Source organism: Lentibacter sp. XHP0401 (assembly GCF_025751535.1).
GTDB lineage: Bacteria > Pseudomonadota > Alphaproteobacteria > Rhodobacterales > Rhodobacteraceae > Lentibacter.
The window spans coordinates 41414-65086 of sequence record NZ_JAOWLC010000010.1 but is presented as its reverse complement, the minus strand read 5'-3'; the positions used below and the strand labels follow the sequence as shown (position 1 = coordinate 65086).

The window sequence follows — 23673 nt, the reverse complement described above, 5'->3', positions numbered from 1 at the left end:
GTCTGGTTGCTACTGTTGCCCTCTACTCGCACAAGGTTTCGTAAAACCTAAGAATATTCTGCTTGTTTGACGGGGCGAGGGTGATATTTCTGCTATTTGTGATCACAGGATTTGTGAGTGTGATCACAAATTCAGCGTGCCACGGGCTTGGAGAATCACTTCCAGACATATGACGGATTTGGCATGTGATGGGTCGCAAGCGGGCCGATGGCTTGCCGCGCAGGGGGGCAGATGGCAATGTGCATACAAAACAGCAGGGAGCAAGGTATGCCGCTGGTGCAGATCAAAGACAGGGCAGTGTTTTTTGCCCATATTCCGAAGACAGGAGGCAGCAGCCTTGAGCATTGGCTTGCTGAGGTGGGCGAGTTGACTTTGCGCGGTAAAACCCCGCTTGAGGGGATGCTTTGCACACCGCAGCACATGCAGGCCGAGCTTTATGCGCCGCTTTTGGAAGAGCTTGAGCCCGTTGCCGAATTTGCGGTGATCCGGGACCCGTTGGAGCGGATGGTGAGCGAATACCGCTACCGCCGTGCGCAGGTGTTAAAGAAAGGCAAACGCGAGATGCCGCCGTTCGAGCGCTGGGCCAAGCGGGCGATGCGGCTTTATGGGGAGAACGCTTATTTTCTCGATAATCACATCCGCCCGCAGGCCGAATTTGTGCGCCCGCAGACAAAGCTGTTTCGCTTTGAAGACGGATTGAAGGCTGTCACGAGCTGGCTTGAAAAAATCTGCGAAATACAAGGCCCGCCGCTTGAGCACAGGCTGCCGAGCGAGGGCGGTGACGTGCCGCTGAGCGATGCGCTGCGAGACAGGATAGAGGTGTTTTACGCGGCGGATACTGCGCTTTGGGAAAGCCTCAGTTGAACCACAGCGCAAAGCCGCCCGCATTGCCGCCTGTGAGGCGGGCAAACCGCGACCAGTTGATGCCTGACATGGTCGGGCCTTTGACAACATAGCGATACAGCGAGCGGCCATGCACCGTTCCGACAAGCTCGAGCGGGCTTGGGTCTTCGATGAAAAGCTTGAGGCTGAGGCCGTGACCTTCGGGCAGAAGCGGGTGCGGGACGAGCAGTGTGCCATCGAGCAGGGCTTCGCCTTCGGCAAGGATGGTTTGCCAGGTTTCGACCATGTCGGGCGTCACCTCGAAGGGCAGCGCCGAAGTTTGGCGGCTGTTGGGAATCCACTCGTTTTCATTGTCGGTTTCTTCCTCGACCTGCGCCCAGAAGATACGGTTCTGCGCAATCATATGGCGCCAGTGGGCGACAGCCGTTTTGATACGTGCCGGATCTGGCTGTTGGGCGAGGGCGGTGAGAAGGATGTAAACAGTGTCGATCTGGGTAGAGAACTCGCCCGGGTCGAAACCGCGGCGGCGGGTTTCGGGGAGCTGTTGTTCGAGGCTGCGTATTTCGGCGCGCAGGGTGTTTTGTAGCGTATTGGCGACGCGGAATTTTTCGAGTGCGATGTCGCGTGTTTTCTCCAGGAGTGATTGTTCTTTGGTGAGCATGAGGAGGCGCGCGTCTTTGTCAGCCGCATCTGACGCTTCCACCTTTTTGATGTCTTCGCGGAGCTGGTTCAGAGCATCGAAAGCGGCGCGTTGCTCGCTGCTGGTTTCTGCGGCCTTGTCTTGCGCCTCCTTATATTGCGGGCGCAAGGTTTCCAACTTGGCGCGGATCGCATCCAGATCGTAGTATTCGGGCAGCTCGGGCACATTTTGCAAGGCTGCGCGGGCTTCGGCCAAATCGGCCATAACGGGGGCCGGATCATAGGCGCGGTAGGTGTTGAGCGCGCCGCTGATCATGTGGGTGTAGGCGGTGAGCCATGCGTGATCGGCTTCGTCAAAGCGGATTGTGGGCGGGTTGAAGACCACGTTGTCGGATGAAAACACGCGCATGGCGCGGCGGCCCATGAGGCTTTCTCCCAGTAGCTCGACAACGCTTTCACCCCTGTCTTGCGTGCCGTTCATGTTGGAATCAAGCCAGATGTCGGCAAGCGGCATGTTGAAAGGCTCGGGGCTGGCAGTGGCGAGCGTGGCGCGGGCGGCGTTGAGATCTCTCAGGAGCGTGTCGATGATATGGCTGAGGGTGTCGGGCGCGACCTGTTTCGGGCTCGGGTTTGGCCCGCCGGGGAGGGGCAGGCGGATGACGGGGGTGCGCGAGAAGCTATCCCCAAGACCATATTCATAGCGGCTTTGCAGCGAGGTTTCGACAGCGCGGAGCACTTGCAATGTGCCATGTTCAAAGGCGTTTGCAGGCGGGTTGGCAAGGCGCTCTTGCAAGCTTGGTGCGGCCAGAGCAGGGGCCGCGAGGCCTGTGAGCGCTAGGGCGGTAACTGTGCGGATGAAGAAATTGAACATGGGAAACGCCTTGGCACCTATTGCAACATGCAGGCAGTTTAGGCGGGGGGCAGGGGAGCACAACCGCTGAATGAAAAAGGCGCGCCCCGTATGGTCGGGACGCGCCTTGTTTTCTTTTCGTGCTTTGGGGCTTACGCCAGCGAGCCGTCAATCTCTTTACAGGCTTTGACGAGGCCTTTGACCGCGTCGACAGATTTGTCGAACATGGCTTTTTCGTCTTTGTTCATGCTGATTTCGACAACACGCTCGACACCGCCGGCGCCGATCACTGTTGGCACGCCAACGTAGAAGCCGTCGAGGCCGTAGGCACCGTCAACATGTGCTGCGCAAGGCAACAGGCGCTTTTGGTCTTTGAGGTAGGCTTCAGCCATTTCGATGGCTGACGCTGCAGGTGCGTAATATGCAGAGCCGGTTTTCAGCAAGCCAACGATTTCGGCGCCGCCATCACGGGTGCGCTGCACGATTGCGTCGAGTTTCTCTTGTGTTGTCCAGCCCATTTCCACGAGGTCAGGGAGCGGGATGCCACCGACTGTGGAGTAGCGTGTGAGCGGCACCATTGTGTCGCCGTGGCCGCCGAGCACGAAGGCTGTGACATCGCGCATGGAGACGTTGAATTCTTCCGAGAGGAAGTGACGGAAGCGGGCAGAATCAAGCACGCCGGCCATGCCGCAGACTTTGTTGGCGGGCAGGCCCGAGAACTGCTGAAGCGCCCAGACCATCGCGTCGAGCGGGTTGGTGATGCAGATCACGAACGCGTCGGGCGCGTGAGCTGCGATGCCTTCGCCTACGGATTTCATGACTTTGAGGTTGATGCCGAGGAGGTCATCACGGCTCATGCCGGGCTTGCGCGCCACACCGGCGGTGACGATGCACACATCCGCGCCTGCGATATCGGCGTAATCTGTTGTGCCTGACATGGCGGCGTCGATACGCTCGACTGGGCCGCTTTCGGCGATATCAAGTGCTTTGCCTTGCGGCACGCCATCGGCGATGTCGAACAACACGATATCACCAAGCTCTTTGAGTGCGGCGAGGTGGGCGAGCGTGCCGCCGATCATGCCTGAGCCGATGAGGGCAATTTTGGGTCTGGCCATGAGGGTTCTCCAAATGAGAGTTGAATTTGGCGCATGGCCTAGGCTTTTATTTGGCTCAACGCAAGGGTGCTGCGCTGCGGCGTGTGCGAGGGTTTGCTTGTTTCAGGGGGAGAGATAGCGCTAAAGCGATTGAGATAACGTAAATTATGAGGGGTCGCGTTGGATTTCACATTTTTTGCCATAGCTGGCGCGGCTGTTACCTTTGCGGGCATCTCCAAGGGGGGCTTCGGCTCGGGCGCGGCCTTTGCGGCGGCGGCGATTCTGGCGCTGGTGATTGATCCGGGGCTGGCGCTCGGGATCATGCTCCCTTTGCTGATGCTGATCGATTTCGCCACGCTCAAGCCCTATTGGGGCCGCTGGCGCTGGGAGGATGCGCGGCTTCTGGTGCTGGCGGGCATTCCCGGTGTGCTCCTTGGCGCGCTGTTTTACGCTTGGGCCAATGCCGACACGTTGCGCCTGATCATCGGCGGCGTCGCGCTTTTGTTTGTGGCCTGGCAAATGGCGGGGCGCGCGGGGCTGATCGGCGCGGCCAAGCGGCCTATCCCCGCTTGGGGCGGGGTGATTGCGGGGCTTGTGGCGGGGTTTACCAGCTTTATCAGCCATGCGGGTGGCCCTGCGGCGGCCGTCTATCTGCTCTCGCGGAGGCCGAGCAAGACCGAGTATCAGGCCAGCACGGTGCTTGTGTTCTGGCTGATCAATATCGTGAAGGTGATCCCCTATGGTTTTATGGGGATATTCACGCTGGAAACCCTGAAACTTGACCTCATGCTTGCGCCTTTTGCGCTGTTTGGCGCGTGGCTGGGGGTGAAGGCGCATTTTCTGATTGGCGAGCGCGTGTTTTTTGCGCTCACCTATGTTTTGCTGACGGTGACGGGCGCGAAGCTGATTTGGGACGGGTTGACCTAAGCGTCACTCTCTTTGGCGGGCAGGGCCTCCGCGAGTGTTTCAAAAGCCTGACCGCTGGCCACGAGGCAGGTGAGGCCGGCAGCCGTTGTGACTGTGATGGTCCATGTGCCGCTCTCGTGGCTGGCGAAAACTTCGACCATGGCATTGTTGGCTCCGAGGCCGACGGATTGGCGCGTTTCGCCGTAACGCTGGGCCAAACGCTCAAGCACAGTGTCGCGCGGGGCGCAGTTCTGGCCCGACTGGGCGAGGAGGACGTGTGGCATAAGAGCCGCGAGGACGAGGGCAATATGCGCACCCGCATGTTTCATCGGTTTCACCTTTCTCATCGGGTCAGTCCTCTTTTGGCGGGGCGGAGTTTTTGCTCTGAGTCCTGAAAATCATGCCGAAAAATCGCTGAATAAATGGTTAACGCTGCGTGCGATTGCGGGGCGATTGCGAGCTGATCGCCTGAAATCGCGCCTATTTCTGCGTTGCAGCACGTTTTGGCTTGAAGCAATCGGGCGAAAAATGCGACATCTGCGCAAGATTATTACTGGAGAGACACATGGACATGCCCCGCCCTTACCGCTCGGTTCTTTATATTCCTGCCTCGAAAGAGCGCGCTTTGGACAAAGCACGCGGCCTTGATGTGGACGCGATCATCTTTGATCTGGAGGACGCTGTGACGCCTGACGCCAAGGTTGAGGCGCGCGACACGTTGAAGGCGGCCTTGAAAGCGGGTGGTTATGGCGCGCGTGCCAGGATTATTCGTTTGAACGGGCTTGAGAGTGCTTGGGGCCGTGACGATGCGGCGGCAATGAAGGACGCGGAGGCAGATGCGTTTCTGCTGCCGAAAGTCGGCTCGGCGGCGGATGTTGATGCGCTCGCGGCGATCATTGGCAAGGACAAGGACATCTGGGCAATGATCGAGACGCCCATGGGGGTCATGCGCGCCGAGGAGATTGCAGCGCACCCGCAGATGAAGGGATTTGTGGCGGGGACAAACGACCTTGCCAAAGAGCTCAACTCGCGGTTTCGGGCCGACAGATTGCCGATGATCACCAGCCTCTCGATGATGCTTCTGGCGGCAAAGGCGCATGGGATTGTGGCTGTGGACGGGGTTTACAACCAGTTCAAGGATGATGACGGCTTGCGCGCGGAATGCGAGCAGGGCCGTGACATGGGGTTTGACGGCAAGACGCTTATTCACCCTGCGCAGGTTGAAGTCTGCAATGCTGCGTTTTCGCCCTCGGAGGCCGAGATCGACCTTGCGCGCCGCCAGATTGCGGCGTTTGAGGAAAGTGAAGCTTCCGGGCAGGGTGTTGCGGTTGTGGATGGTAAAATCGTTGAGAATCTGCATGTTGAAACGGCACGCAAGATTTTGGCGCTCGCCGAAGCTGTGGCTGCGAAGTAACTGGAGGCTTTTATGCTTATACTTATACTCGGTGTCGCGCTTTGGGCGGCTGCACATCTTTTCAAGCGGCTGGCACCTGCAAAGCGCGCCGCGATGGGCGAGCGAGGTAAGGGGCTGGTAGCCTTGGCTCTCTTTGGTTCTGTTGTGTTGATGGTGATCGGCTACAAAATGGCTGATGGTTCTGTCTTTTGGGGCCGTCACCCTGCGACTGTGGGTATTAACAACCTGCTGATGCTGTTTTCAGTCTATTGCTTTGCGGCTTCGGGCATGAAAACGGCTTTGGCGCGCAAAATGCGTCATCCGATGCTGATCGGCTTCAAGACATGGGCATTGGCGCACTTGCTGGTGAACGGCGATGTGGAGAGCTTTGTGCTCTTTGGTGGCCTCATGGGCTGGGCTGTGTTCCAGATGATCAAGATCAACCGTGCGGAGCCTGACTGGGAGCGGCCTGCGCCTGCTCTGATGAAGAAAGAGATCATGGCTGTGGTCGGCACGGTGCTGGTTTATGGTGTGATTGCCTTGATCCACGGATGGGTCGGGCCTGCGGTGTTTGGGTGAAAAGATGAAACTTTACAGATTGCTGACTGAAGAAGACACATCGGCCTTTTGCCACAAGGTCTCTGAAGCCTTGAGTAAGGGCTGGGAGCTATACGGCTCGCCGACCTATGCGTTTGACGAGGCCAAGGGCGTTATGCGCTGCGGGCAGGCTGTGACGAAGGATGTGGAGGGGGACTACCACCCCGATATGAAACTGGGAGCGCAGTAACATGAGCAAAACCAACGCGGGACGCTTTTTTGAGGATTATACGCTTGGGCAGGTGATCGAGCACGCTGTGCCGCGCACTGTGGGCGAGGGCGAGCGCGCTTTGTACCATGCGCTCTATCCCGCGCGTCATGCGCTTTACTCGTCAGATGTGTTTGCCGCCCAGAGCGGGCTTGAAGGCAGCCCGATTGATGACTTGGCTGCGTTTCATGTGGTGTTTGGCAAGACTGTGCCTGACATTTCGCTGAATGCGGTGGCGAATCTCGGCTATGCCGAAGGGCGTTGGCTTTTGCCTGTTTACCCCGGCGATACGCTGCGCGCTGTCTCTGAAGTGATTGGCCTCAAACAGAACTCGAACGGCAAAACAGGGGTTGTCTGGGTGCGCACCACGGGGCTTAACCAGATGGACGAGCCGGTGCTGAGCTATGTGCGCTGGGTTATGGTGCGCAAAGGGAATGTGGAGGCACCAGCGCCAGCGACCCACGTGCCTGAACTTGCCGATGTGATCGCGCCCGAAGATCTGATGATCCCTGAGGGGCTTGATTTTACGGGCTATGATTTTGCCCTCGCAGGCGAGCCGCACCGCTGGGGGGATTATGCTGTTGGCGAGAAAATCGACCATGTCGACGGTGTGACCATCGAGGAAGCCGAGCACATGCTGGCGACGCGGCTCTGGCAGAACACCGCCAAAGTGCATTTTGATGCGACGTTCCGCCCCGATGGCCAACGGCTGATCTATGGCGGGCATATTATCTCTATGGCGCGGGCGCTGAGCTTTAACGGGCTTGCGAATGCGCAGATGATTGTCGGCCTCAACGGCGGCGCTCATGCGAACCCCTGTTTCAGCGGGCTGACTGTGAAGGCCTGGTCTGAGGTGCTCGACAAGGCCGAGACATCTGCGCCCGGTGTCGGCGCTGTGCGTTTGCGGCTGGTTGCCGTAAGCGGAGGCGACGCGTTTACGCTCAAGGGCGAGGACGGAAAATATCTGCCGCATGTCTTGCTTGATCTGGATTACTGGGCTTTGATGCCGCTATGAAGAAACTTGCTCTGATTGCTGCCTTCGCCGCCAGTCCTGCATTGGCAGACTCTGTATGTGAAATGCGCGGAGCCGAACCTTTGCCTGTGATGGAAGCGGCGAAAGCCGAGTTTCTCAAGGGCGAGTATATGCGCTTTGGCGATATTGCCGCCGAGATTATGGGCGCGTCGCGGGAAAGTCTTGAAAAGCCTTTCGAGCGCATGGAAGCGCTGTTTCCTGACGGGTTCACGCAGTGTGACACGGTGCTGCAACGGCGCGACATTGGCGGGCTGGTGCAGGAAGTGACCACATTCACGATAGAGGACCAAGATTTCCCGATGTCGCTCTATTTGTTGGCGATTCCGATCAGGGGCGAGTGGAAAATTGCCCAGCTGAACTTTGACACGAAGCTTACGGATGTTCTCTCCAGCCTGCAGTAGATTTGTGATCACGCTCTGTAAAACTGTGATCACAAAGCGGATTTTCTTGGTGTTTGCGACAAAAAAACAGATGAAAGCGGTGTCTCTTTGCGTGACTCTGCCTTCAAATCCGTTATCAAAGGGGTAACGCTTGCAGGGCTATAGAACCTGCGCGCATCCGAGAAGAGGACCTACTCACATGGCCAATGGCAAACCCGTAGAGCGCCCGCTTTCACCGCATTTGTCGATCTACCGACCGCAACTCACATCCATCACCTCGATCCTCACGCGGATCACGGGCAACGCCCTGATTGTTTCAGCGCTTTTGGTTGTATGGTGGTTGCTCGCGGCGGCTACCGGCCCGGGGTATTACGATATTGCCAACGGTGTGCTCACCTCGTGGTTCGGTGACCTTGTGATGAGCCTTTCGGTTCTGGGCATCTGGTATCATTACCTTGCTGGCTTGCGTCACCTCTATTTTGATGCAGGCCACGGGCTTGATATCGGGACGGCGGAAAAGCTCGGCTGGGGCTGTTTGATCGGCTCGCTGGTTTTGACCGTAATCACTTTGATCATAGTATAAGGAGCGGGACATGCGGTATTTGACAGCTCGCAAACGCGCAGAAGGCAAGGGTGCGGCCCATCACGGAGCCGAGCACCACTGGTCAATGCAAGTGAGTGCCGTTGGCCTCGCGCTTGTTGTGCCTGCGTTCATCTTCATCATCGGGCGCGCGCTGGGAAGCAGCCACGCCGAGGTGCTGGCCACATTCCAGAGCCCCTTTGTTGTGATCATCGTCGGGCTGACACTGTTTGTTGGCCTCAATCATGCGCGCAAGGGTGCGCAGATTATGATCGAGGATTACACGCAGGGCACGACCCGCAAAGGGCTGATTATTTTTGTGACGGCTCTTACCTATCTCATGATGGCGACCGCGATTTACGCGCTGGCCAAACTCGCGCTTTGAGGACTGTTTGACCATGGCTGAATACGAATACGAAACACACGAATATGACGTTGTTGTCGTGGGCGCTGGCGGCGCGGGTTTGCGTGCCACATTGGGCATGGCCGAGCAGGGGCTTCGCACTGCTTGTGTCACCAAGGTTTTCCCGACGCGTTCACACACCGTTGCGGCGCAGGGCGGGATTGCGGCAAGCCTGAGCAACATGGGCCCCGACCACTGGCAGTGGCATATGTTTGACACGGTCAAAGGCTCCGACTGGCTCGGGGATACGGATGCGATGGAATATCTCGCCCGTGAAGCGCCCAAGGCGGTTTACGAGCTTGAGCACTACGGCGTGCCGTTTTCGCGGACTGAAGAGGGCAAGATCTACCAGCGGCCTTTCGGTGGCCACACAACAGAATTTGGCGATGGCCCTCCTGTGCAGCGCACCTGTGCTGCCGCTGACCGTACAGGCCATGCTATTTTGCACACGCTTTACGGCCAGTCGCTGAAAAACAATGCCGAGTTCTATGTTGAATACTTCGCGATTGATTTGGTGATGAGTGAAGACGGACAATGCCAAGGCGTTGTCTGCTGGAAGCTTGATGACGGCACGATGCATGTGTTCAACGCCAAGATGGTCGTTCTGGCGACAGGCGGTTACGGGCGCGCTTACTTCTCCGCCACATCTGCGCACACTTGCACAGGCGACGGCGGCGGCATGGTGGCCCGCGCGGGTCTTGCGCTTCAGGATATGGAATTTGTCCAGTTTCACCCAACGGGGATCTATGGCTCAGGCTGCCTGATCACCGAGGGTGCACGGGGCGAGGGGGGATACCTCACCAACAGCGAAGGCGAGCGCTTTATGGAGCGCTATGCACCGCAATACAAAGACCTTGCGCCGCGCGACTATGTTTCGCGTTCCATGACCATGGAAATTCGCGAGGGCCGCGGTGTGGGCGCCGAGGGCGACCATATTCACCTCAACCTCTCGCACCTGCCAGCCGAGGCATTGGCCGAACGCCTGCCCGGTATTTCGGAATCAGCCAAGATTTTCGCGGGTGTTGATGTGACCAAAGAGCCGATCCCTGTGATCCCGACGGTGCACTACAACATGGGCGGCGTGCCGACGAACTACTGGGGGGAAGTGATCAACCCGACGAAGAAGGACCATAACGCTATTGTCCCCGGCCTTATGGCTGTGGGCGAGGCGGGTTGTGCTTCTGTTCACGGGGCGAACCGTCTTGGCTCGAACTCGCTGATTGATCTTGTGGTCTTTGGCCGTGCCGCCGCGATCCGGGCGGGGCAGATTGTGGATGCAGACGCGCCCAACCCCGAGCTGAACCAGGCCTCTGTTGATGCGGCCTTCGCCCGCTTTGACGGCTTGCGCCACGCCAAGGGCAATGTCAGCACCGCGGAGTTGCGCCTTGAGATGCAGAAGACAATGCAGGCCGATGCTGCCGTGTTCCGCACCTCGAAAACGCTCAAAGAGGGTGTTGAGAAGATGGCCCAGATTGCGGCGAAGCAGGATGACCTTAAAGTCACCGACCGCTCGCTTGTCTGGAACAGCGACCTTATGGAAACGCTGGAGTTGACCAACCTCATGCCCAACGCCCTGGCCACGATTGCCGGCGCCGAGGCGCGCACTGAAAGCCGCGGCGCACATGCGCATGAAGACTTCTCCAAACGTGATGACGAAAACTGGCGTGTGCACACGATTTCGCATCTTGAGGGCAACAAAGTGAAACTCAGCTACCGCGATGTTGTGAAAGACCCGCTGACCACCGAGAAAGAAGGCGGCATCAACCTCAAGCGGATTGCCCCGAAAGAGCGGACGTTCTGATGATGCTGAAAACCGTATATCTTGCTGGCGCATTGGTGCTGCTTGCAGGCTGCGACACAGCCGAAAAAGCTGTGGACGATGCTGCGCGGGTGACAGCGAAAGCGACTGTGGAGAAGGTTCTCACAGCGCATTTGCCCAACACGATCCCGCAGAAGATGGTTACGCCCTATTCGGACTGCATCATCGACAATTCGAATGCGAACGAGCTTTTCAAGCTGTCGCGTGCTTCGATTACGGGTGTTGAAGCCAGCACAATCGCTTTGGTCACGGATATTATCCAGCGCCCCGCCACAACCACATGCATTGCCAAGGCCACGACAGGCCTTTTGGCCTCCTGAAGGAGAAACGAGATGGCAGAGTTCAGACTTCCGGTTAACAGCCGCATCACCACGGGCAAAACATGGCCCAAGCCAGCGGGCGCAACCAATTTGCGCCAGTTTGATATCTATCGCTGGAACCCGGATGGCGGGAAAAACCCCTGTGTCGACACCTATTTTGTCGATATGGACAACTGCGGCCCGATGATCCTCGACGCGCTGATCAAGATCAAAAACGAGATTGACCCGACGCTGACGTTCCGCCGCTCTTGCCGTGAAGGGATTTGCGGCTCTTGTGCGATGAACATCGACGGGATCAACACGCTGGCTTGTATCTACGGCATGGACGAGGTGAAGGACGGCACGGTTGTGAAGGTTTATCCGCTGCCGCACATGCCTGTGGTCAAGGATTTGATCCCCGATCTCACGCATTTTTACGCCCAGCACGCGAGCATCATGCCCTGGTTGGAAACCAAGACCAACCGCCCGCAGAAGGAGTGGAAACAGTCGATTGGCGACCGCAAGAAGCTTGATGGGCTTTATGAGTGCGTCATGTGCGCCTGCTGTTCGACCTCCTGCCCGAGCTACTGGTGGAACTCCGACAAATACCTCGGCCCAGCCGCCTTGCTGCATGCTTACCGCTGGATCATCGACAGCCGCGATGAGGCCACGGGCGAGCGACTGGATGAACTGGAAGATCCGTTCAAGCTGTATCGCTGCCATACGATCATGAACTGCACAAAGACCTGCCCCAAGGGGCTGAACCCCGCGAAGGCAATTGCCGAGATCAAGCGGATGCAGGTAAATCGCGTCGTTTGATCTTTTTGCAGAGCGTTATGAATTTATGCGGGCAGCTCCGAGAGGTTGCCCGTTTTTTATGCTGCAATGCAGCAAAGGCATGGCTGCCATTCGTTTTTCAGACCTACTCGTGGCTGTGAAACGGGCTATATTGGGCAACGGGAGGAGTTTGACGTATTTTGGAGCAAACTCATGCAAACGCAAAACCTTACAGAAGAGCAAAAACGCGCAGCCCTTGAAGCGCTTGATCAGGCTTATGAATACTGGTCTGGTGATGCTCTCAAGCCCGCAATTCAAGAGACCTATGAAGACATGCCCTGCGCGGCATAAGCCGCTGGACAGCCTCTCTGTCTGCTCCTAGCCTCTGGGGCAAAGGAGCGTCCAATGCCAAAGCCGGATGTAGGCAGGTTTCCTGTGATTTCACAGCAACGCGCGGATAAGGCTCCGCTTGAGCATTTTGTTTTTGGCGAGCGCAATTCCGGAACCAATCTGGCGCATAGCTTGCTTGTGCAGAATATCCCCGCACTGGCTGCAAGTACGGGGGACAGGATCGGTGAGCGTGGTTTTCGGTATGGCTGGAAACACGGATTTCCGCAGATGGTGGCGGCGCCTGCGAGCTGCCTTGCCATTGTGATGTTTCGCGCGCCAGAGGCATGGCTGCGCTCGATGCACGCACGCCCCTGGCATGCGAGCCCTGATGTGGCGGGGCTTTCGTTTCCCGAGTTTATCCGCGCCGAATGGAATACCCGCGTGGATGAGCAAAACTTCGGTGTCACCCGTGGCGGGCCGCGTTGGGGAGCCGAGTTGCAATATGACCGTCATCCGCTCACAGGCGCACGGTTTTCCAATATTATTGCGCTACGCAATGCTAAAACGGCAGGCTTTTTGAGCCTTGCTGCGCGGTTTGAGGCCTGCCTTATGCTGCGCCATGAAGATGTGAGCGACGACCCTGAAGGCTTTGTGCACCATGTCTCCGAACACTTCGGCTTGCCGCGTTACAAGACATTCCGCCCCGTCGCGTCGCGGCGCGGGCGGGTGAGCGAAGGAGCGTTTCAGCCCGCGGCTTATGCGCCGCTTGAGGCCGCCGATCATGCCTTTGTCTGGAGCGAACTGGACGCCGCGCAGGAAGCGCAACTCGGGTATCTCCCGACTTGAAGCGCGGTCCGATTGCTGTAAGGCTGCGATTGGAAACCAGCGAAAGAAGCCTAGATGATCGAGCCCAAAGATGCTGCCGCGCGCCGCGCTGTTGAACCTGTGATTTGTTATCCGAACGAGACATTGCCCACGCCGCCCATGACGCTTTACCGCGCGGCACGTGCTGGCGCGCGGAAGGTGAGCGAGGCCGTGGCCGCACCGCGTGAGGCCTGCACATTTGAAGTGCCGCAGGGGGCATTCTTTCGCATTTCAAGTGTGGACGGCCCGCAGGTGGGCGATCTGAACTTGTGGAACCGGAATGACTTGAGCGAGCGGTTTTACTCGGGGAAAACCCGCGCTTTGCATGGGACGCATATTACGCAGGGGGAGAGGATGTGGTCGAACTTTCCGCATCTGCGCCCGATGGCGACGATTGTTGAGGACACGCTCGGCTGGTACGGGATCGACGGTTTTGGTGGCTCGGTGCATGATGTGATCGGGACACGCTGTGACCCGTATACTGGGAATTTGCTGAGCGGCGCACAGTATCATCATTGTTGCCATTCGAACCTGACGCGGGCTTTGGCAGACCATCTGGGCGTGAGCCTGGCAGAGGCCGAGCCGCATGTGCATGATGTGTTGAACGTGTTCATGTGCACGGGATTTACGCGGGATACGGGGCAGTATTTCATGAAAGCTTCACCAGTTCGGGTCGGCGATTATCTGGAGTTCTTTGCGGAGATTGATCTGCTTGGAGCTTTGTCGGCTTGCCCCGGCGGGGACTGCTCAAGTGAGCATACCTCGGATGCGGCGGCGTGTTATCCGTTGCTTGTAGAGGTGTTTGAGCCTTTGGACGGGACACTTGAGGGATGGGCTGCGCCGAAGCAGAACGGTTATGACGGGAGTCACGGAAGGTAGGGATCGAATTTGCTTCGCAAATCCGACCCATGTGGGGGCTCTGCCCCCACACCCCCGAGGTATTTTGAACAGAAGAAGACTAGCCAGGGAAGGCGGCTTTGAGCGCGATTTCGACCATTTCGCCGAAGCTTTGCTCGCGATCTTTGCTTGGCAGGGCTTCGCCTGTTTGCAGATGGTCGGAGACGGTAAGCACCGCGAGAGCACGGGCACCAAAGCGGGCGGCGACGGTGTAGAGCTCGGCGGCTTCCATCTCGACGCCGAGGATGCCGTGGCGGGTCATTTGTTCGGTGAGATCGGGGCGCTCGTCGTAGAAGACATCGGAGGAATAGATGCCGCCGACATGAGGCTTTGCGCCCATGGCCTCGGCAGCGGCAACGGCGGCGCGCAGCAGGGAGTAATCGGCTGTCGGGGCGAAGTTGACCTCTTTGAAGAGGCCCATCGAGGGTGTGTTGAGAGAGGTGGCGCTCATGGCGATGATGACATCGCGGATTTTGACATGAGGTTGCATGCCGCCGCAGGAACCGATGCGGATGAGGGATTTTGCGCCGAAGTCGCGGATGAGTTCGTTGGCGTAGATCGACAAGCTCGGCATACCCATACCCGAGCCGTGAATGGTGACCGGGTTGCCTTTGTAAGTGCCTGTGTAGCCGAGCATGCCGCGCACTTCGTTGACGAGGCGGGGCGCTTCCAGAAAGGTTTCGGCAGCCCATTTGGCGCGCAGGGGATCTCCCGGCATGAGGACGGTTTCGGCAATGTCGCCTTTGTTTGCGCCAATATGGGTGGTCATGATGCAGAGCCTTTCGCTTCGGGTTTGCGGATTGCGGATCAGTATCGCCAAAGCGGAAGGCTCTGCAACGCTTTAGATGCGTGTTGCGCCCTTGCCGAAGAGGAACTGCCAGCGCGAGCCATCGGACATTGTGACAAAGCCCGAGCCGCTTTGGGCGCTCTGGAAGTAAGCCGTGCCGACGCCGGTGAGCCCGTTGTTGCAGGTGACGGGGAAGCTGACTGTCGTGATGTCTTTATACTGTTGATACTGCCCCATACAGACGGATTTGCCATTGGTCGCGTGGAAGCTGCCGCCTTCGAGGAAGGTGTTGGTGGCCGAGCCACGGAAGGTCATTCCGTTGTCACCTATCACGGTGACGGGGTAGGCCACATCGCAGGCGGCGAGGGTGAGGCCGAAGGCGGCGAGGGTAATGAATTTTGCAAAACGTGTCATGTTGCACCTCCTTTTAAGGTGCTTGGAACATGCGCTTCGGCTCGCGCGCTGCAAAGTCAGGGATGCCAGACCTTGAAAATTGATGCGCGCGCCTTATTCGGCAGCTTCTGCCTTTGGCTCGGCCAGTGTGATCACGTCTTTCATGATGGTGTTCAGCTCGAAATCTTTCGGGGTATAGACTCGCGCGACTCCCATCGCCAGCAGGCGTTTGGCGTCTTCATCGGGGATGATGCCGCCGACGATGACGGGGATGTGGGTGAGGCCAGCGGCTTCCATGCGCTGCATCAGTTCTTCCACAAGCGGGATGTGGGAGCCGGACAGGATTGAGAGGCCGACAACATGAGAGCCTTGCTCTTGCGCGGCACTCACCAGTTCTTCGGGGGTGAGGCGGATGCCATCATAGGTGATGCTCATGCCGCAGTCGCGGGCGCGGTAGGCGATCTGTTCGGCGCCGTTGCTGTGGCCGTCAAGGCCGGGTTTGCCGATGAGAAAGGCAAGGCGGCGGCCGAGTTTGTCAGAGACCTGATCCACGGCGGCGCGCAGATCATCGAGCCCTTCGGTTTTGTTTGAAGGCGAGGGCGAGACGCCCGTTGGCCCACGGTATTCGCCATGCACCGCGCGCATCTGGGCGGCCCATTCGCCTGTGGTTGCGCCGGCTTTGGCGGCAACGATAGAGGCCGGCATGATATTCTGACCCATGGCGGCCGCTTCGCGCAGCGCTGCGAGCGCTGATCGCACGGCGGCTTCATCGCGCGCGGCGCGCCACTCGGTCAGGCGCGAGATTTGCTCGGCTTCTGTGGCAGGATCGACTGTCATGATGCCGCCATCGGCGCTCATGAGGGGGCTTGGTTCAGTCTGGGTGTATTTGTTCACCCCAACAACCACAGTTTCGCCCGCCTCGATCCGGCCCAAACGCTCGGCGTTGGACGTGACGAGCTGGGCTTTCATATAGTCGATCGCTTTGATCGCGCCACCCATACCATCAAGGCCGGCAAGCTCTTGGCGTGTGCCGGTTTTGAGCGCTTCGACTTTGGCATCCACAGCGGGGTTGCCATCGAACAGGTCGTCATATTCCAGGAGGTCGGTCTCGAAGGCCATGATCTGCTGCATTCGCATGGACCATTGCTGATCCCACGGGCGCGGCAGGCCAAGGGCCTCGTTCCACGCGGGGAGCTGCACGGCGCGGGCGCGGGCCTTTTTGCTCAGCGTCACGGCGAGCATTTCTATGAGGATGCGGTAGACGTTGTTTTCGGGTTGCTGCTCGGTGAGGCCCAGCGAGTTCACTTGCACACCGTAACGGAAGCGGCGGAACTTGGCATCGGTCACGCCATAGCGTTCGAGCAGGATTTCATCCCAAAGATCGACGAAAGCGCGCATTTTGCACATTTCGGTGACGAAGCGGATGCCAGCGTTTACGAAAAACGAAATCCGCCCGCAAAGCGCGGGGAAGTCCTCGGCAGGAACGCGCGGCTTCAGCTCATCGAGCACGGCAACGGCTGTGGCGAGGGCAAAGGCAAGCTCCTGCTCGGGCGTCGCGCCAGCTTCTTGCAAGTGATAGGAGCAGACGTTCATCGGGTTCCACTTGGGAACATGGGTGTAGCAATACTCGGCCACATCGCCGATCATCTTGAGGCTCGGCGCGGGGGGGCAAACATATGTGCCGCGGCTGAGGTATTCTTTGATGAGATCGTTCTGCACTGTACCTTGCAGCGCGCTCACATCGGCGCCTTGCTCTTCGGCGACGGCGATGTAGAGCGCAAGCAGCCAAGGGGCTGTTGCGTTGATTGTCATCGAGGTGTTCATTTGTTCCAGCGGAATGTCTTTGAACAAGGCGCGCATATCGCCCAAGTGACAGACAGGCACGCCGACTTTGCCGACCTCACCACGTGAGAGAACATGATCGCTGTCATAGCCTGTCTGGGTGGGCAGATCGAAGGCAACCGAGAGACCTGTCTGGCCCTTCGCGAGATTGGAGCGGTAGAGCGCGTTTGAGGCGGCCGCGGTTGAGTGGCCCGCATAGGTGCGAATGAGCCATGGACGATCGGCTTGACGATCGGACCCGCTTTCTTGGCGGTCTTTTTGCGCTTGCGACATGTGGGGCCTCGTGAATCAGTTTGGGTAATTATCTTACGTTGAAGGCTTGATACTTGGAATTTTCTGGCGCGTCAATTCGCTGCGTTGCGGCATGGCTTTGGGGGGGGATTCTCAATATCCTTGCAACGGAGCTTGGTTCTGGCAAAGGTGGATCATGTTTCACGCTGTCGAAATCCCGCTTTGGCTTCTGCTCGTTATTTTGCTGTTTGCAGCGGTGACTTTTGCTTCGCATTTTCTGTTTCCGTCTGTGCGGTGGTTCTTTCGAAGGCGGATGGAAAAGGCTGTGGCCAAGCTCAACGAGCGGCTGGAGCGGCCGATCGAGCCGTTCAAGCTGGCGCGGCGGCACGATATGATCCAGCGGCTGATTTATGATGGAGAGGTCTGGCAGGCCATTTCGGACCATGCCAAAAAGGAAGGCGTGCCCGAGAACGTGGCTTTCGAGCGCGCGCGGAGGTATGCGCGCGAGATTGTGCCTTCGTTCAGTGCCACGATGTATTACGGTTTCGCGATTCGCCTGTCGCGGTTTCTGAGCCGCCGGCTTTATCGTGTGCGCCTCGGGCATCATGCCCGTGAAACGCTTGCGGCAGTGGACCGTGATGCAACCGTTGTGTTTGTGATGAACCACCGCAGCAATATGGATTATGTGCTGGTGACGTATCTTGCCGCCGAGCAAAGCGCTTTGTCTTATGCTGTGGGCGAGTGGGCGCGAGTCTGGCCGCTCTCCCGCCTGATCCGCGCGATGGGAGCTTATTTTATCCGCCGCAAATCACGCGGTGACCTCTATCGCCGCGTGCTGGCGCGCTATGTGGCGCTCGCAACGGAAGGTGGCGTCACGCAGGCGGTCTTCCCCGAGGGGGGGCTTTCACTTGACGGGGCGCTGGCCAAGCCGAAGTTGGGCATCCTCAGTTATATTGTGAATGGCTATGATGCGGAGACGCGTGATGTGGTCTTTGTGCCTGTGGCAATCAATTATGACCGCGTGTTTGAAGACAAAATACTGGTGGCAGCCGGCGAGCGCGGCGACAGGCGCTTTCGTGCGCGGATATCGGTTGTGGTGAAATACATCTTTCGCATCATCTGGCGTTGGTTGCTGCGGAAGTATCACCGCTTTGGTTATGCGGCTGTGAGCTTTGGCGAGCCTCTGTCTTTGCGCGGATTTTCGGATGGTGGCGAGATTGTGGTGGAAGACCTTGCCGCCGACCTGATGCGGCGGATCGGAGATGTCGTGCCGGTCTTGCCTGTGCCTTTGGCAGCGAGTGTTTTTGTCCGTGCGGAGGGCCCTATGACACGCGAGCAGTATGCAGAGGCGTTTCAAGCACTCGTTGAGGCGATGCCTGATGCGCATATTCACGCGCCGCGTGAAGACATGGGCTATGCCGTGGAATATGGGTTGCGCAATCTGGAGGGCCGCGGCTTTGTGGCCGAGCAGAACGGCTTTTACGTCATAACCGAAGGGGGCGCTCCGCTGGTGCGCTACTATGCCAATTCCATTGCGCATTTGCTGCGCTAGCGAAGGCTTTTCTGCATCTGCTCGGTTATATAATTACAAAAAACACCTAAACGGCGTTGCAAAGTTGCGTGCGGCTCGATATCCCTGAGGCTGGAAATGCGATTCTGCGGTGCGGCAAAATACGGCCCTTTAGCCCGCAGCAGACAATGGAGAAGACAAATGGCTTTGGACACCGAGACAGGTATTGCGCCTTACGATGCGCCCGAAAAAGACCTCTATGAAATTGGCGAAATGCCACCCCTCGGCTATGTGCCAAAGCAGATGTATGCTTGGGCCATCCGCCGCGAGCGGCATGGCGAGCCTGACAAAAGCTTCCAGGTGGAAGTGGTCGATACGCCCGTGCTCGACAGCCACGAGGTTCTGGTTTTGGTGATGGCTGCAGGTGTGAACTACAATGGTGTCTGGGCGGGTCTTGGTGTTCCTATCAGCCCGTTTGACAGCCATGGCGCAGATTATCACATTGCAGGCTCCGATGCGTCTGGCATTGTTTGGGCCGTGGGTGACAAGGTCAAACAATGGAAAGTGGGCGACGAGGTTGTCATTCACTGCAATCAGGACGACGGTGAAGACGAAGAATGCAACGGCGGTGACCCGATGTATTCTCCGAGCCAGCGGATCTGGGGCTACGAGACACCTGACGGCTCGTTTGCACAGTTTACCAACGTGCAGGCGCAGCAGCTTTTGCCACGCCCCAAACACCTGACATGGGAAGAGAGCGCCTGCTACACGCTCACGCTTGCCACTGCCTACCGTATGCTCTTCGGCCATCACCCGCACGAACTGAAGCCCGGCCAGAATGTTCTGGTTTGGGGGGCGTCAGGCGGTCTTGGCTCTTTTGCGATCCAGCTCATCAATGCCGCGGGCGGCAACGCCATCGGGGTGATCAGTGACGAGGACAAGCGCGAGTTTGTCATGGGGCTGGGTGCCAAAGGCGTGATCAACCGTAAGGATTTCAACTGCTGGGGCCAGTTGCCCACAGTCAACACACCTGAGTATGCTGAATGGTTCAAAGAAACCCGCAAGTTCGGCAAAGCGATCTGGGACATCACCGGCAAGGGCAACAACGTCGATATCGTGTTTGAACACCCCGGAGAGGCGACATTCCCTGTCTCGACATTCGTATGTAAAAAAGGCGGTATGATCGTGATTTGCGCAGGCACATCGGGCTTTAACTGCACCTTTGATGTGCGCTACCTCTGGATGCACCAGAAGCGCATCCAAGGCAGCCACTTTGCCCACCTCAAGCAGGCCGCTTCAGCCAACCGTCTGATGACCGAACGGCGGATTGATCCTTGCATGTCGGAAGTGTTCTCATGGGATGATATCCCCGCCGCGCACATGAAAATGCTGCGCAACGAGCACAAGCCCGGCAACATGTCGGTTCTGGTTCAGGCGCCTAAAACGGGCCTGCGGACCCTTGAAGACGTGCTCGAAGCGGGCAAGTAAGCCGCCGAACAGAAGTTTTGCCCCGTGTTTGGAATCCCCAAGCGCGGGGCTTTTCTTTTCAAAGGCTTGAAAAATAACACCTCGCCAGTTCTGAGGAAGGAATACTCGCGAATAGGTTGAATTTCGGGTTCATGATACACTTCTATTAACCCTTCGTTAACCCTTCAAAGGCGAGTATCATGATGACGAATGACTGGATTCTGGACGTTCTGACTGACCTGCGTAGCTTCGCGAGGGCCAATGGCCTACCCAAGCTTGCCGAACAGTTGGACGACACGGCGCTTCTGGCGGCGTGTGAGCTGGCGTCCATGCCTGAGGGGAGAGACGTGCGTGGCGCGAATGAAGGACGGTTTGGCGTTCATTGCGATTTTGGAGGCACTGGAGCAGGCGTCTGAGCTGACCGAGCTTCAGGTGCTCTCGGAGCGTTTGCGTGACTATTTCAAGGTTGACCATCTGGTCTATCACTGGGTCAGCGGCGCAGGTGAGCAGTATGGCTGCGGAACATATGACCCTGTCTGGGTGCAGCGTTACATCGAGAAAGAATATCTGAGGGTCGATCCTGTGGTGGCCGGTTGTTATCAGCGCTTTCATCCGGTGGACTGGAAGATGCTCAACTGGTCAACCAAACCTGCACAGGCGTTTCAGGCCGAGGCCATTGCCCATGGAGTCGGCAATCAGGGGTTTTCCGTTCCGATACGTGGCCCGAGCGGGCAGTTTGCGCTCTTCACAGTGAGCCACAATTGCGATGACGATACCTGGGCCGAGTTTATCGAAACCAGCCGCCGCGAGCTTATTCTGGTGGGGCATTACTTCAACCAGAAGGCACTGGAGTTCGAACCCGACCGCGCTCCGGAAGCGGCGCGCGCGCTTTCTCCGCGCGAGGTTGATGCTATGACTTTTCTGGCTATGGGTTACAGCCGCGCCCAAGTTGCGAATACATTGTCGATATCGGAGCATACACTCAGGGTCTATATTGAGTCCGCCCGCTTCAAGCTTGGCGCGGCGAATACAACTCACGCGGTTGCGCGGGCTTTGCAACATGGGCTCATCATAGTCTAGACCGACCGCGCGCCGCACTTAAAGGTTGTTAAGACTTCCGTCATAATTCCCTCCACTAGACCTAGGAGGGTATCAAATGATTAGATTTCTTTATGCCAATGAGCTTGGCAACCACAGTAAACTTGCGCATGACATGTTTGTGGACCGCGCAAAGCAGTTCAAGGAGCGGCTTGGCTGGGATGTTCATGTGGACCGCGCGGGCGAGGAGCGCGACCAGTATGATATGCTCGATCCACTCTATGTGATCTGGGAAGAGCAAGACGGCGGCCACGGTGGCTCGATGCGGTTTTTGCCTACGACAGGCCGCACAATGACCAACGAGCATTTTCTGCATCTCACAGATGGTGTGCGCGTTGAAAGCCCGTTTATCTGGGAATGCACCCGTTTTTGCCTCACCGAAGGCGCGCGCCCCCAGATTGCGGCGGCTTTGATGCTGGCTGGCTCGGAGCTGATGCGTGGCCACGGAGTGGAGCACTTCCTTGGCGTCTTTGATGCACCGATGGAGCGGGTTTACCGCCATATCGGCGCCAGCCCCGAAGTGCTAGGCAGCACGGGCGCGGGCCGCACAAAAACCAGCGTGGGCCTCTGGGCCTATACGCCCGAGGCCAAGGCCAAGCTGGTTGCAAAGGCAGGTCTCTCGGAAGCTGTGATGCGGCAATGGTATGAGCGGGCCTTCGGGCAGCGGCCAACTGTAAAATCGGCTGTCGCATAGAGCTTTGCCCATTCAAAGCGCGGCAGAAAGCCTTTACTGTCGCGCTTATGAATACAGAAATCACCCAGCTTTCCGAAGATCAGGCCGAGGCCTTTGACCGTGTGGCCGAAGTGCTGCGTCCCGCAGGCATTGATATTGAAGAAGGTATCTTGCAGCCGCCGCAGGGCGGGGCCAACAAAACGCTGGCTATTACAGGCAAAGCGGGCTCTGGCAAAACGCTTCTTCTCGCCGCGCTTTACCGTGCCATGGAGGAGGCGGGGCTTGATGTTGTCTCAGCCGATTACGAGGGCAAACGCCGCAAGGACCGCCGCACATTGGCTATTCTCGCGCCCACCAACAAGGCTGCGAGTGTGCTGCGCATGCGCGGTGTGCCGGCTACCACGATTCACCGTATCCTTTACTCCCCCGTCTATGACCCCGAATACGAGCGCATCGCCGAATGGCTCACCGGCAATGGCGAGAAACCCGAGATCGAGGGACTCAACGAGCTCAGCCTCGAGCGTGCCTATGCGTTTTATCAAACCAACAAATCGATCCCCGGCGCGCTGGCGGCGGCGGGATTGCGCGGCTCTGACTTTATCACTGGCTGGAAACGCCGCGACGAGCCGCTCGATGTGGGCATGATCGACGAAGCGTCGATGCTCGATGACAAGCAGTTTGAAGACCTGAAAGAAATTTTCCCGAGCCTTATTCTCTTTGGCGACCCTGCCCAGCTTGCCCCTGTGAACCAGTCAGGCACGATGGTGTTCGAGAAGCTGCCAGCGCCCGCTGTGCTCAACCTCAGCCGCATTCACCGCCAGGACGCGAGCAACCCTATCCTTGATCTGGCGCATGCGCTGGCTGATCCTGAATTGAGCTTTGAAGCCTTCGAGCGGATGATCGAAGAGGCCGCCGCACGCGACGAGCGTGTGGTCTGGAGCCAGCGTGTCGAGGTTGACCTGATGGCGCGCAGCCCCGTTCTGGTCTGGCGCAATGCCACGCGGATCAGGCTCATCAACGCCTTCCGCCGTGTCTATGATGCGCCCGAAGATGCGCTGCTTGAAGGAGAGCCGCTCATCTGTGACGGGCTGGAACTGCCGCTCAAACACCGCAAGAAGCGGCTCGATCTGGAGGCGCGGGGCCTTATCAAGGGCGCGCAGGTCATCTACCTCGGCCCGGGGCGCAAGCCCGGCTTTTCGCGCCTGCATGTTGTGGGCGCAGAAGATCCGCAAGTCTCTGCGGCCTCGATTGTCAAAATTGAAAAGCCTGATGAGGAAGAGCCGTTTATTCCTTTTGCCGCCCGCATGGGGGCGGCGTTTTTGCATGGCGCGGCGGTGACCATTCACAAAGCTCAAGGCAGCCAGTGGCGTGATGTGCAGGTCTTTGCCCCTGACCTCTATGCGGCTGCGCGTATGGGGCGCTCCGAGGCGGGCCAACCTTTGTGGAAGCGGCTTGCCTATGTGGCGATCACCCGCGCTGAAGAGCGGCTTTTATGGGTGGTGCGTAACCGTCTTTCCAAGCCAACTATGCCGCTGACGACCTCGGATTTGATCGTGCCAAAACCCAAGCTTGAGCTGGAGGTTGAAGAGATATGAAATCCATCCTGATGACTGCTGCGAGTGCTGGGATTGGCCGCGCCACGGCGGATCATCAACAAAGGTTCGGCTTCGGCCCATGCCTCGCGCGAACATGCAGTGAGCTACACGGTGGCAAAACTCGCGATTACGGGGGCTGACAAAGGTGCTTTCGCTCGATGGGCG

General features: G+C 58.1%; 27 protein-coding genes. 21 read left to right on the top strand and 6 right to left on the bottom strand.

Annotated elements, in window-relative coordinates:
- Positions 1 to 267: 267 nt before the first annotated feature.
- On the top strand, positions 268 to 864 hold the full coding sequence (locus OE750_RS13380; protein ID WP_263764763.1) for a sulfotransferase family protein: 597 nt from the start codon (positions 268 to 270) through the stop codon (positions 862 to 864).
- On the opposite strand, the gene OE750_RS13375 is transcribed toward OE750_RS13380, so the two are convergent.
- Both OE750_RS13375 and mdh read right to left on the bottom strand, forming a co-directional pair.
- Complete coding sequence (locus tag OE750_RS13375) at positions 857 to 2353, bottom strand: hypothetical protein (RefSeq protein ID WP_263764762.1); 1497 nt, start codon at positions 2351 to 2353, stop codon at positions 857 to 859. The two genes, OE750_RS13380 and OE750_RS13375, sit on opposite strands and share 8 nt — an antisense overlap.
- Before the next feature lie 131 nt (positions 2354 to 2484).
- Complete coding sequence (gene mdh, locus OE750_RS13370; protein ID WP_263764761.1) at positions 2485 to 3447, bottom strand: malate dehydrogenase; 963 nt, start codon at positions 3445 to 3447, stop codon at positions 2485 to 2487.
- Between the two features lie 159 nt (positions 3448 to 3606).
- On the opposite strand from mdh, the gene OE750_RS13365 reads away from it, so the two are divergent.
- A complete protein-coding gene (locus tag OE750_RS13365) occupies positions 3607 to 4353 on the top strand; it encodes a sulfite exporter TauE/SafE family protein (RefSeq protein ID WP_263764760.1) in 747 nt (248 codons plus the stop codon).
- Here OE750_RS13365 and OE750_RS13360 read toward each other — a convergent pair.
- Entirely contained in the window at positions 4350 to 4616 is a 267-nt protein-coding gene (locus OE750_RS13360; RefSeq protein WP_263764864.1) for a hypothetical protein, read from the bottom strand. The genes OE750_RS13365 and OE750_RS13360 overlap by 4 nt on opposite strands.
- 281 nt (positions 4617 to 4897) lie before the next feature.
- Between OE750_RS13360 and OE750_RS13355 the strand changes: the two genes are divergently transcribed.
- The 13 genes from OE750_RS13355 to OE750_RS13295 all read left to right on the top strand — a co-directional run bounded on the left by OE750_RS13355 (position 4898) and on the right by OE750_RS13295 (position 13894).
- A complete protein-coding gene (locus tag OE750_RS13355) occupies positions 4898 to 5746 on the top strand; it encodes an HpcH/HpaI aldolase/citrate lyase family protein (RefSeq protein ID WP_263764759.1) in 849 nt (282 codons plus the stop codon).
- A gap of 12 nt (positions 5747 to 5758) precedes the next feature.
- Entirely contained in the window at positions 5759 to 6304 is a 546-nt protein-coding gene (locus OE750_RS13350) for an NnrU family protein (protein WP_263764758.1), read from the top strand.
- Positions 6305 to 6308: 4 nt separating this feature from the next.
- The gene (locus OE750_RS13345) at positions 6309 to 6512 is read left to right on the top strand and encodes a DUF1737 domain-containing protein (RefSeq protein ID WP_263764757.1); all 204 of its coding nucleotides are present in this window, start codon (positions 6309 to 6311) and stop codon (positions 6510 to 6512) included.
- Position 6513: 1 nt separating this feature from the next.
- On the top strand, positions 6514 to 7545 hold the full coding sequence (locus tag OE750_RS13340) for a MaoC family dehydratase (RefSeq protein ID WP_263764756.1): 1032 nt from the start codon (positions 6514 to 6516) through the stop codon (positions 7543 to 7545).
- Entirely contained in the window at positions 7542 to 7964 is a 423-nt protein-coding gene (locus tag OE750_RS13335; protein ID WP_263764755.1) for a hypothetical protein, read from the top strand. Before OE750_RS13340 ends, OE750_RS13335 begins: the two co-directional genes overlap by 4 nt.
- Before the next feature lie 178 nt (positions 7965 to 8142).
- Entirely contained in the window at positions 8143 to 8526 is a 384-nt protein-coding gene (gene sdhC / locus OE750_RS13330) for a succinate dehydrogenase, cytochrome b556 subunit (RefSeq protein ID WP_263764754.1), read from the top strand.
- A gap of 10 nt (positions 8527 to 8536) precedes the next feature.
- Positions 8537 to 8908 (top strand): succinate dehydrogenase, hydrophobic membrane anchor protein, encoded by a 372-nt coding sequence (gene sdhD, locus OE750_RS13325; RefSeq protein ID WP_263764753.1) that lies wholly within the window; start codon positions 8537 to 8539, stop codon positions 8906 to 8908.
- A gap of 13 nt (positions 8909 to 8921) precedes the next feature.
- On the top strand, positions 8922 to 10727 hold the full coding sequence (gene sdhA / locus OE750_RS13320; RefSeq protein WP_263764752.1) for a succinate dehydrogenase flavoprotein subunit: 1806 nt from the start codon (positions 8922 to 8924) through the stop codon (positions 10725 to 10727).
- Positions 10727 to 11065 carry a hypothetical protein gene (locus tag OE750_RS13315; RefSeq protein WP_263764751.1) on the top strand — a complete coding sequence of 113 codons (339 nt, stop codon included), beginning with the start codon at positions 10727 to 10729 and terminating at the stop codon, positions 11063 to 11065. The genes sdhA and OE750_RS13315 overlap by 1 nt, the downstream gene beginning before the upstream one ends.
- A 12-nt stretch (positions 11066 to 11077) precedes the next feature.
- Positions 11078 to 11863: a succinate dehydrogenase iron-sulfur subunit gene (locus OE750_RS13310; RefSeq protein WP_263764750.1), complete on the top strand. Its 786-nt coding sequence runs from the start codon at positions 11078 to 11080 to the stop codon at positions 11861 to 11863.
- Positions 11864 to 12034: 171 nt separating this feature from the next.
- Complete coding sequence (locus tag OE750_RS13305) at positions 12035 to 12172, top strand: hypothetical protein (protein ID WP_263764749.1); 138 nt, start codon at positions 12035 to 12037, stop codon at positions 12170 to 12172.
- A gap of 54 nt (positions 12173 to 12226) precedes the next feature.
- On the top strand, positions 12227 to 12997 hold the full coding sequence (locus OE750_RS13300) for a hypothetical protein (protein ID WP_263764748.1): 771 nt from the start codon (positions 12227 to 12229) through the stop codon (positions 12995 to 12997).
- A gap of 54 nt (positions 12998 to 13051) precedes the next feature.
- A complete protein-coding gene (locus tag OE750_RS13295; RefSeq protein ID WP_263764747.1) occupies positions 13052 to 13894 on the top strand; it encodes an urea carboxylase-associated family protein in 843 nt (280 codons plus the stop codon).
- Positions 13895 to 13973: 79 nt separating this feature from the next.
- Here the strand turns inward: OE750_RS13295 and deoD are convergent, their stop codons facing one another.
- From deoD to OE750_RS13280, 3 genes are all read right to left on the bottom strand, one after another.
- Positions 13974 to 14681 (bottom strand): purine-nucleoside phosphorylase, encoded by a 708-nt coding sequence (gene deoD, locus OE750_RS13290; RefSeq protein WP_263764746.1) that lies wholly within the window; start codon positions 14679 to 14681, stop codon positions 13974 to 13976.
- A gap of 72 nt (positions 14682 to 14753) precedes the next feature.
- Positions 14754 to 15113, bottom strand: a complete 360-nt coding sequence (locus OE750_RS13285) for a hypothetical protein (RefSeq protein ID WP_263764745.1) — start codon at positions 15111 to 15113, stop codon at positions 14754 to 14756.
- A gap of 93 nt (positions 15114 to 15206) precedes the next feature.
- Positions 15207 to 17207 (bottom strand): protein meaA, encoded by a 2001-nt coding sequence (locus tag OE750_RS13280; protein ID WP_263764744.1) that lies wholly within the window; start codon positions 17205 to 17207, stop codon positions 15207 to 15209.
- A 154-nt stretch (positions 17208 to 17361) separates the two neighbouring features.
- On the opposite strand from OE750_RS13280, the gene OE750_RS13275 reads away from it, so the two are divergent.
- The 6 genes from OE750_RS13275 to OE750_RS13250 all read left to right on the top strand — a co-directional run bounded on the left by OE750_RS13275 (position 17362) and on the right by OE750_RS13250 (position 23508).
- Positions 17362 to 18717 (top strand): 1-acyl-sn-glycerol-3-phosphate acyltransferase, encoded by a 1356-nt coding sequence (locus OE750_RS13275; protein WP_263764743.1) that lies wholly within the window; start codon positions 17362 to 17364, stop codon positions 18715 to 18717.
- A 159-nt stretch (positions 18718 to 18876) separates the two neighbouring features.
- Positions 18877 to 20163 (top strand): crotonyl-CoA carboxylase/reductase, encoded by a 1287-nt coding sequence (gene ccrA / locus OE750_RS13270; RefSeq protein ID WP_263764742.1) that lies wholly within the window; start codon positions 18877 to 18879, stop codon positions 20161 to 20163.
- A gap of 179 nt (positions 20164 to 20342) precedes the next feature.
- Complete coding sequence (locus tag OE750_RS13265; RefSeq protein ID WP_263764741.1) at positions 20343 to 20558, top strand: hypothetical protein; 216 nt, start codon at positions 20343 to 20345, stop codon at positions 20556 to 20558.
- Complete coding sequence (locus tag OE750_RS13260; protein ID WP_263764862.1) at positions 20503 to 21222, top strand: helix-turn-helix transcriptional regulator; 720 nt, start codon at positions 20503 to 20505, stop codon at positions 21220 to 21222. The genes OE750_RS13265 and OE750_RS13260 overlap by 56 nt, the downstream gene beginning before the upstream one ends.
- A gap of 76 nt (positions 21223 to 21298) precedes the next feature.
- Complete coding sequence (locus OE750_RS13255) at positions 21299 to 21934, top strand: acyl-homoserine-lactone synthase (protein ID WP_263764740.1); 636 nt, start codon at positions 21299 to 21301, stop codon at positions 21932 to 21934.
- A 47-nt stretch (positions 21935 to 21981) separates the two neighbouring features.
- The gene (locus tag OE750_RS13250) at positions 21982 to 23508 is read left to right on the top strand and encodes an ATP-dependent DNA helicase (RefSeq protein ID WP_263764739.1); all 1527 of its coding nucleotides are present in this window, start codon (positions 21982 to 21984) and stop codon (positions 23506 to 23508) included.
- Positions 23509 to 23673 lie beyond the last annotated feature (165 nt).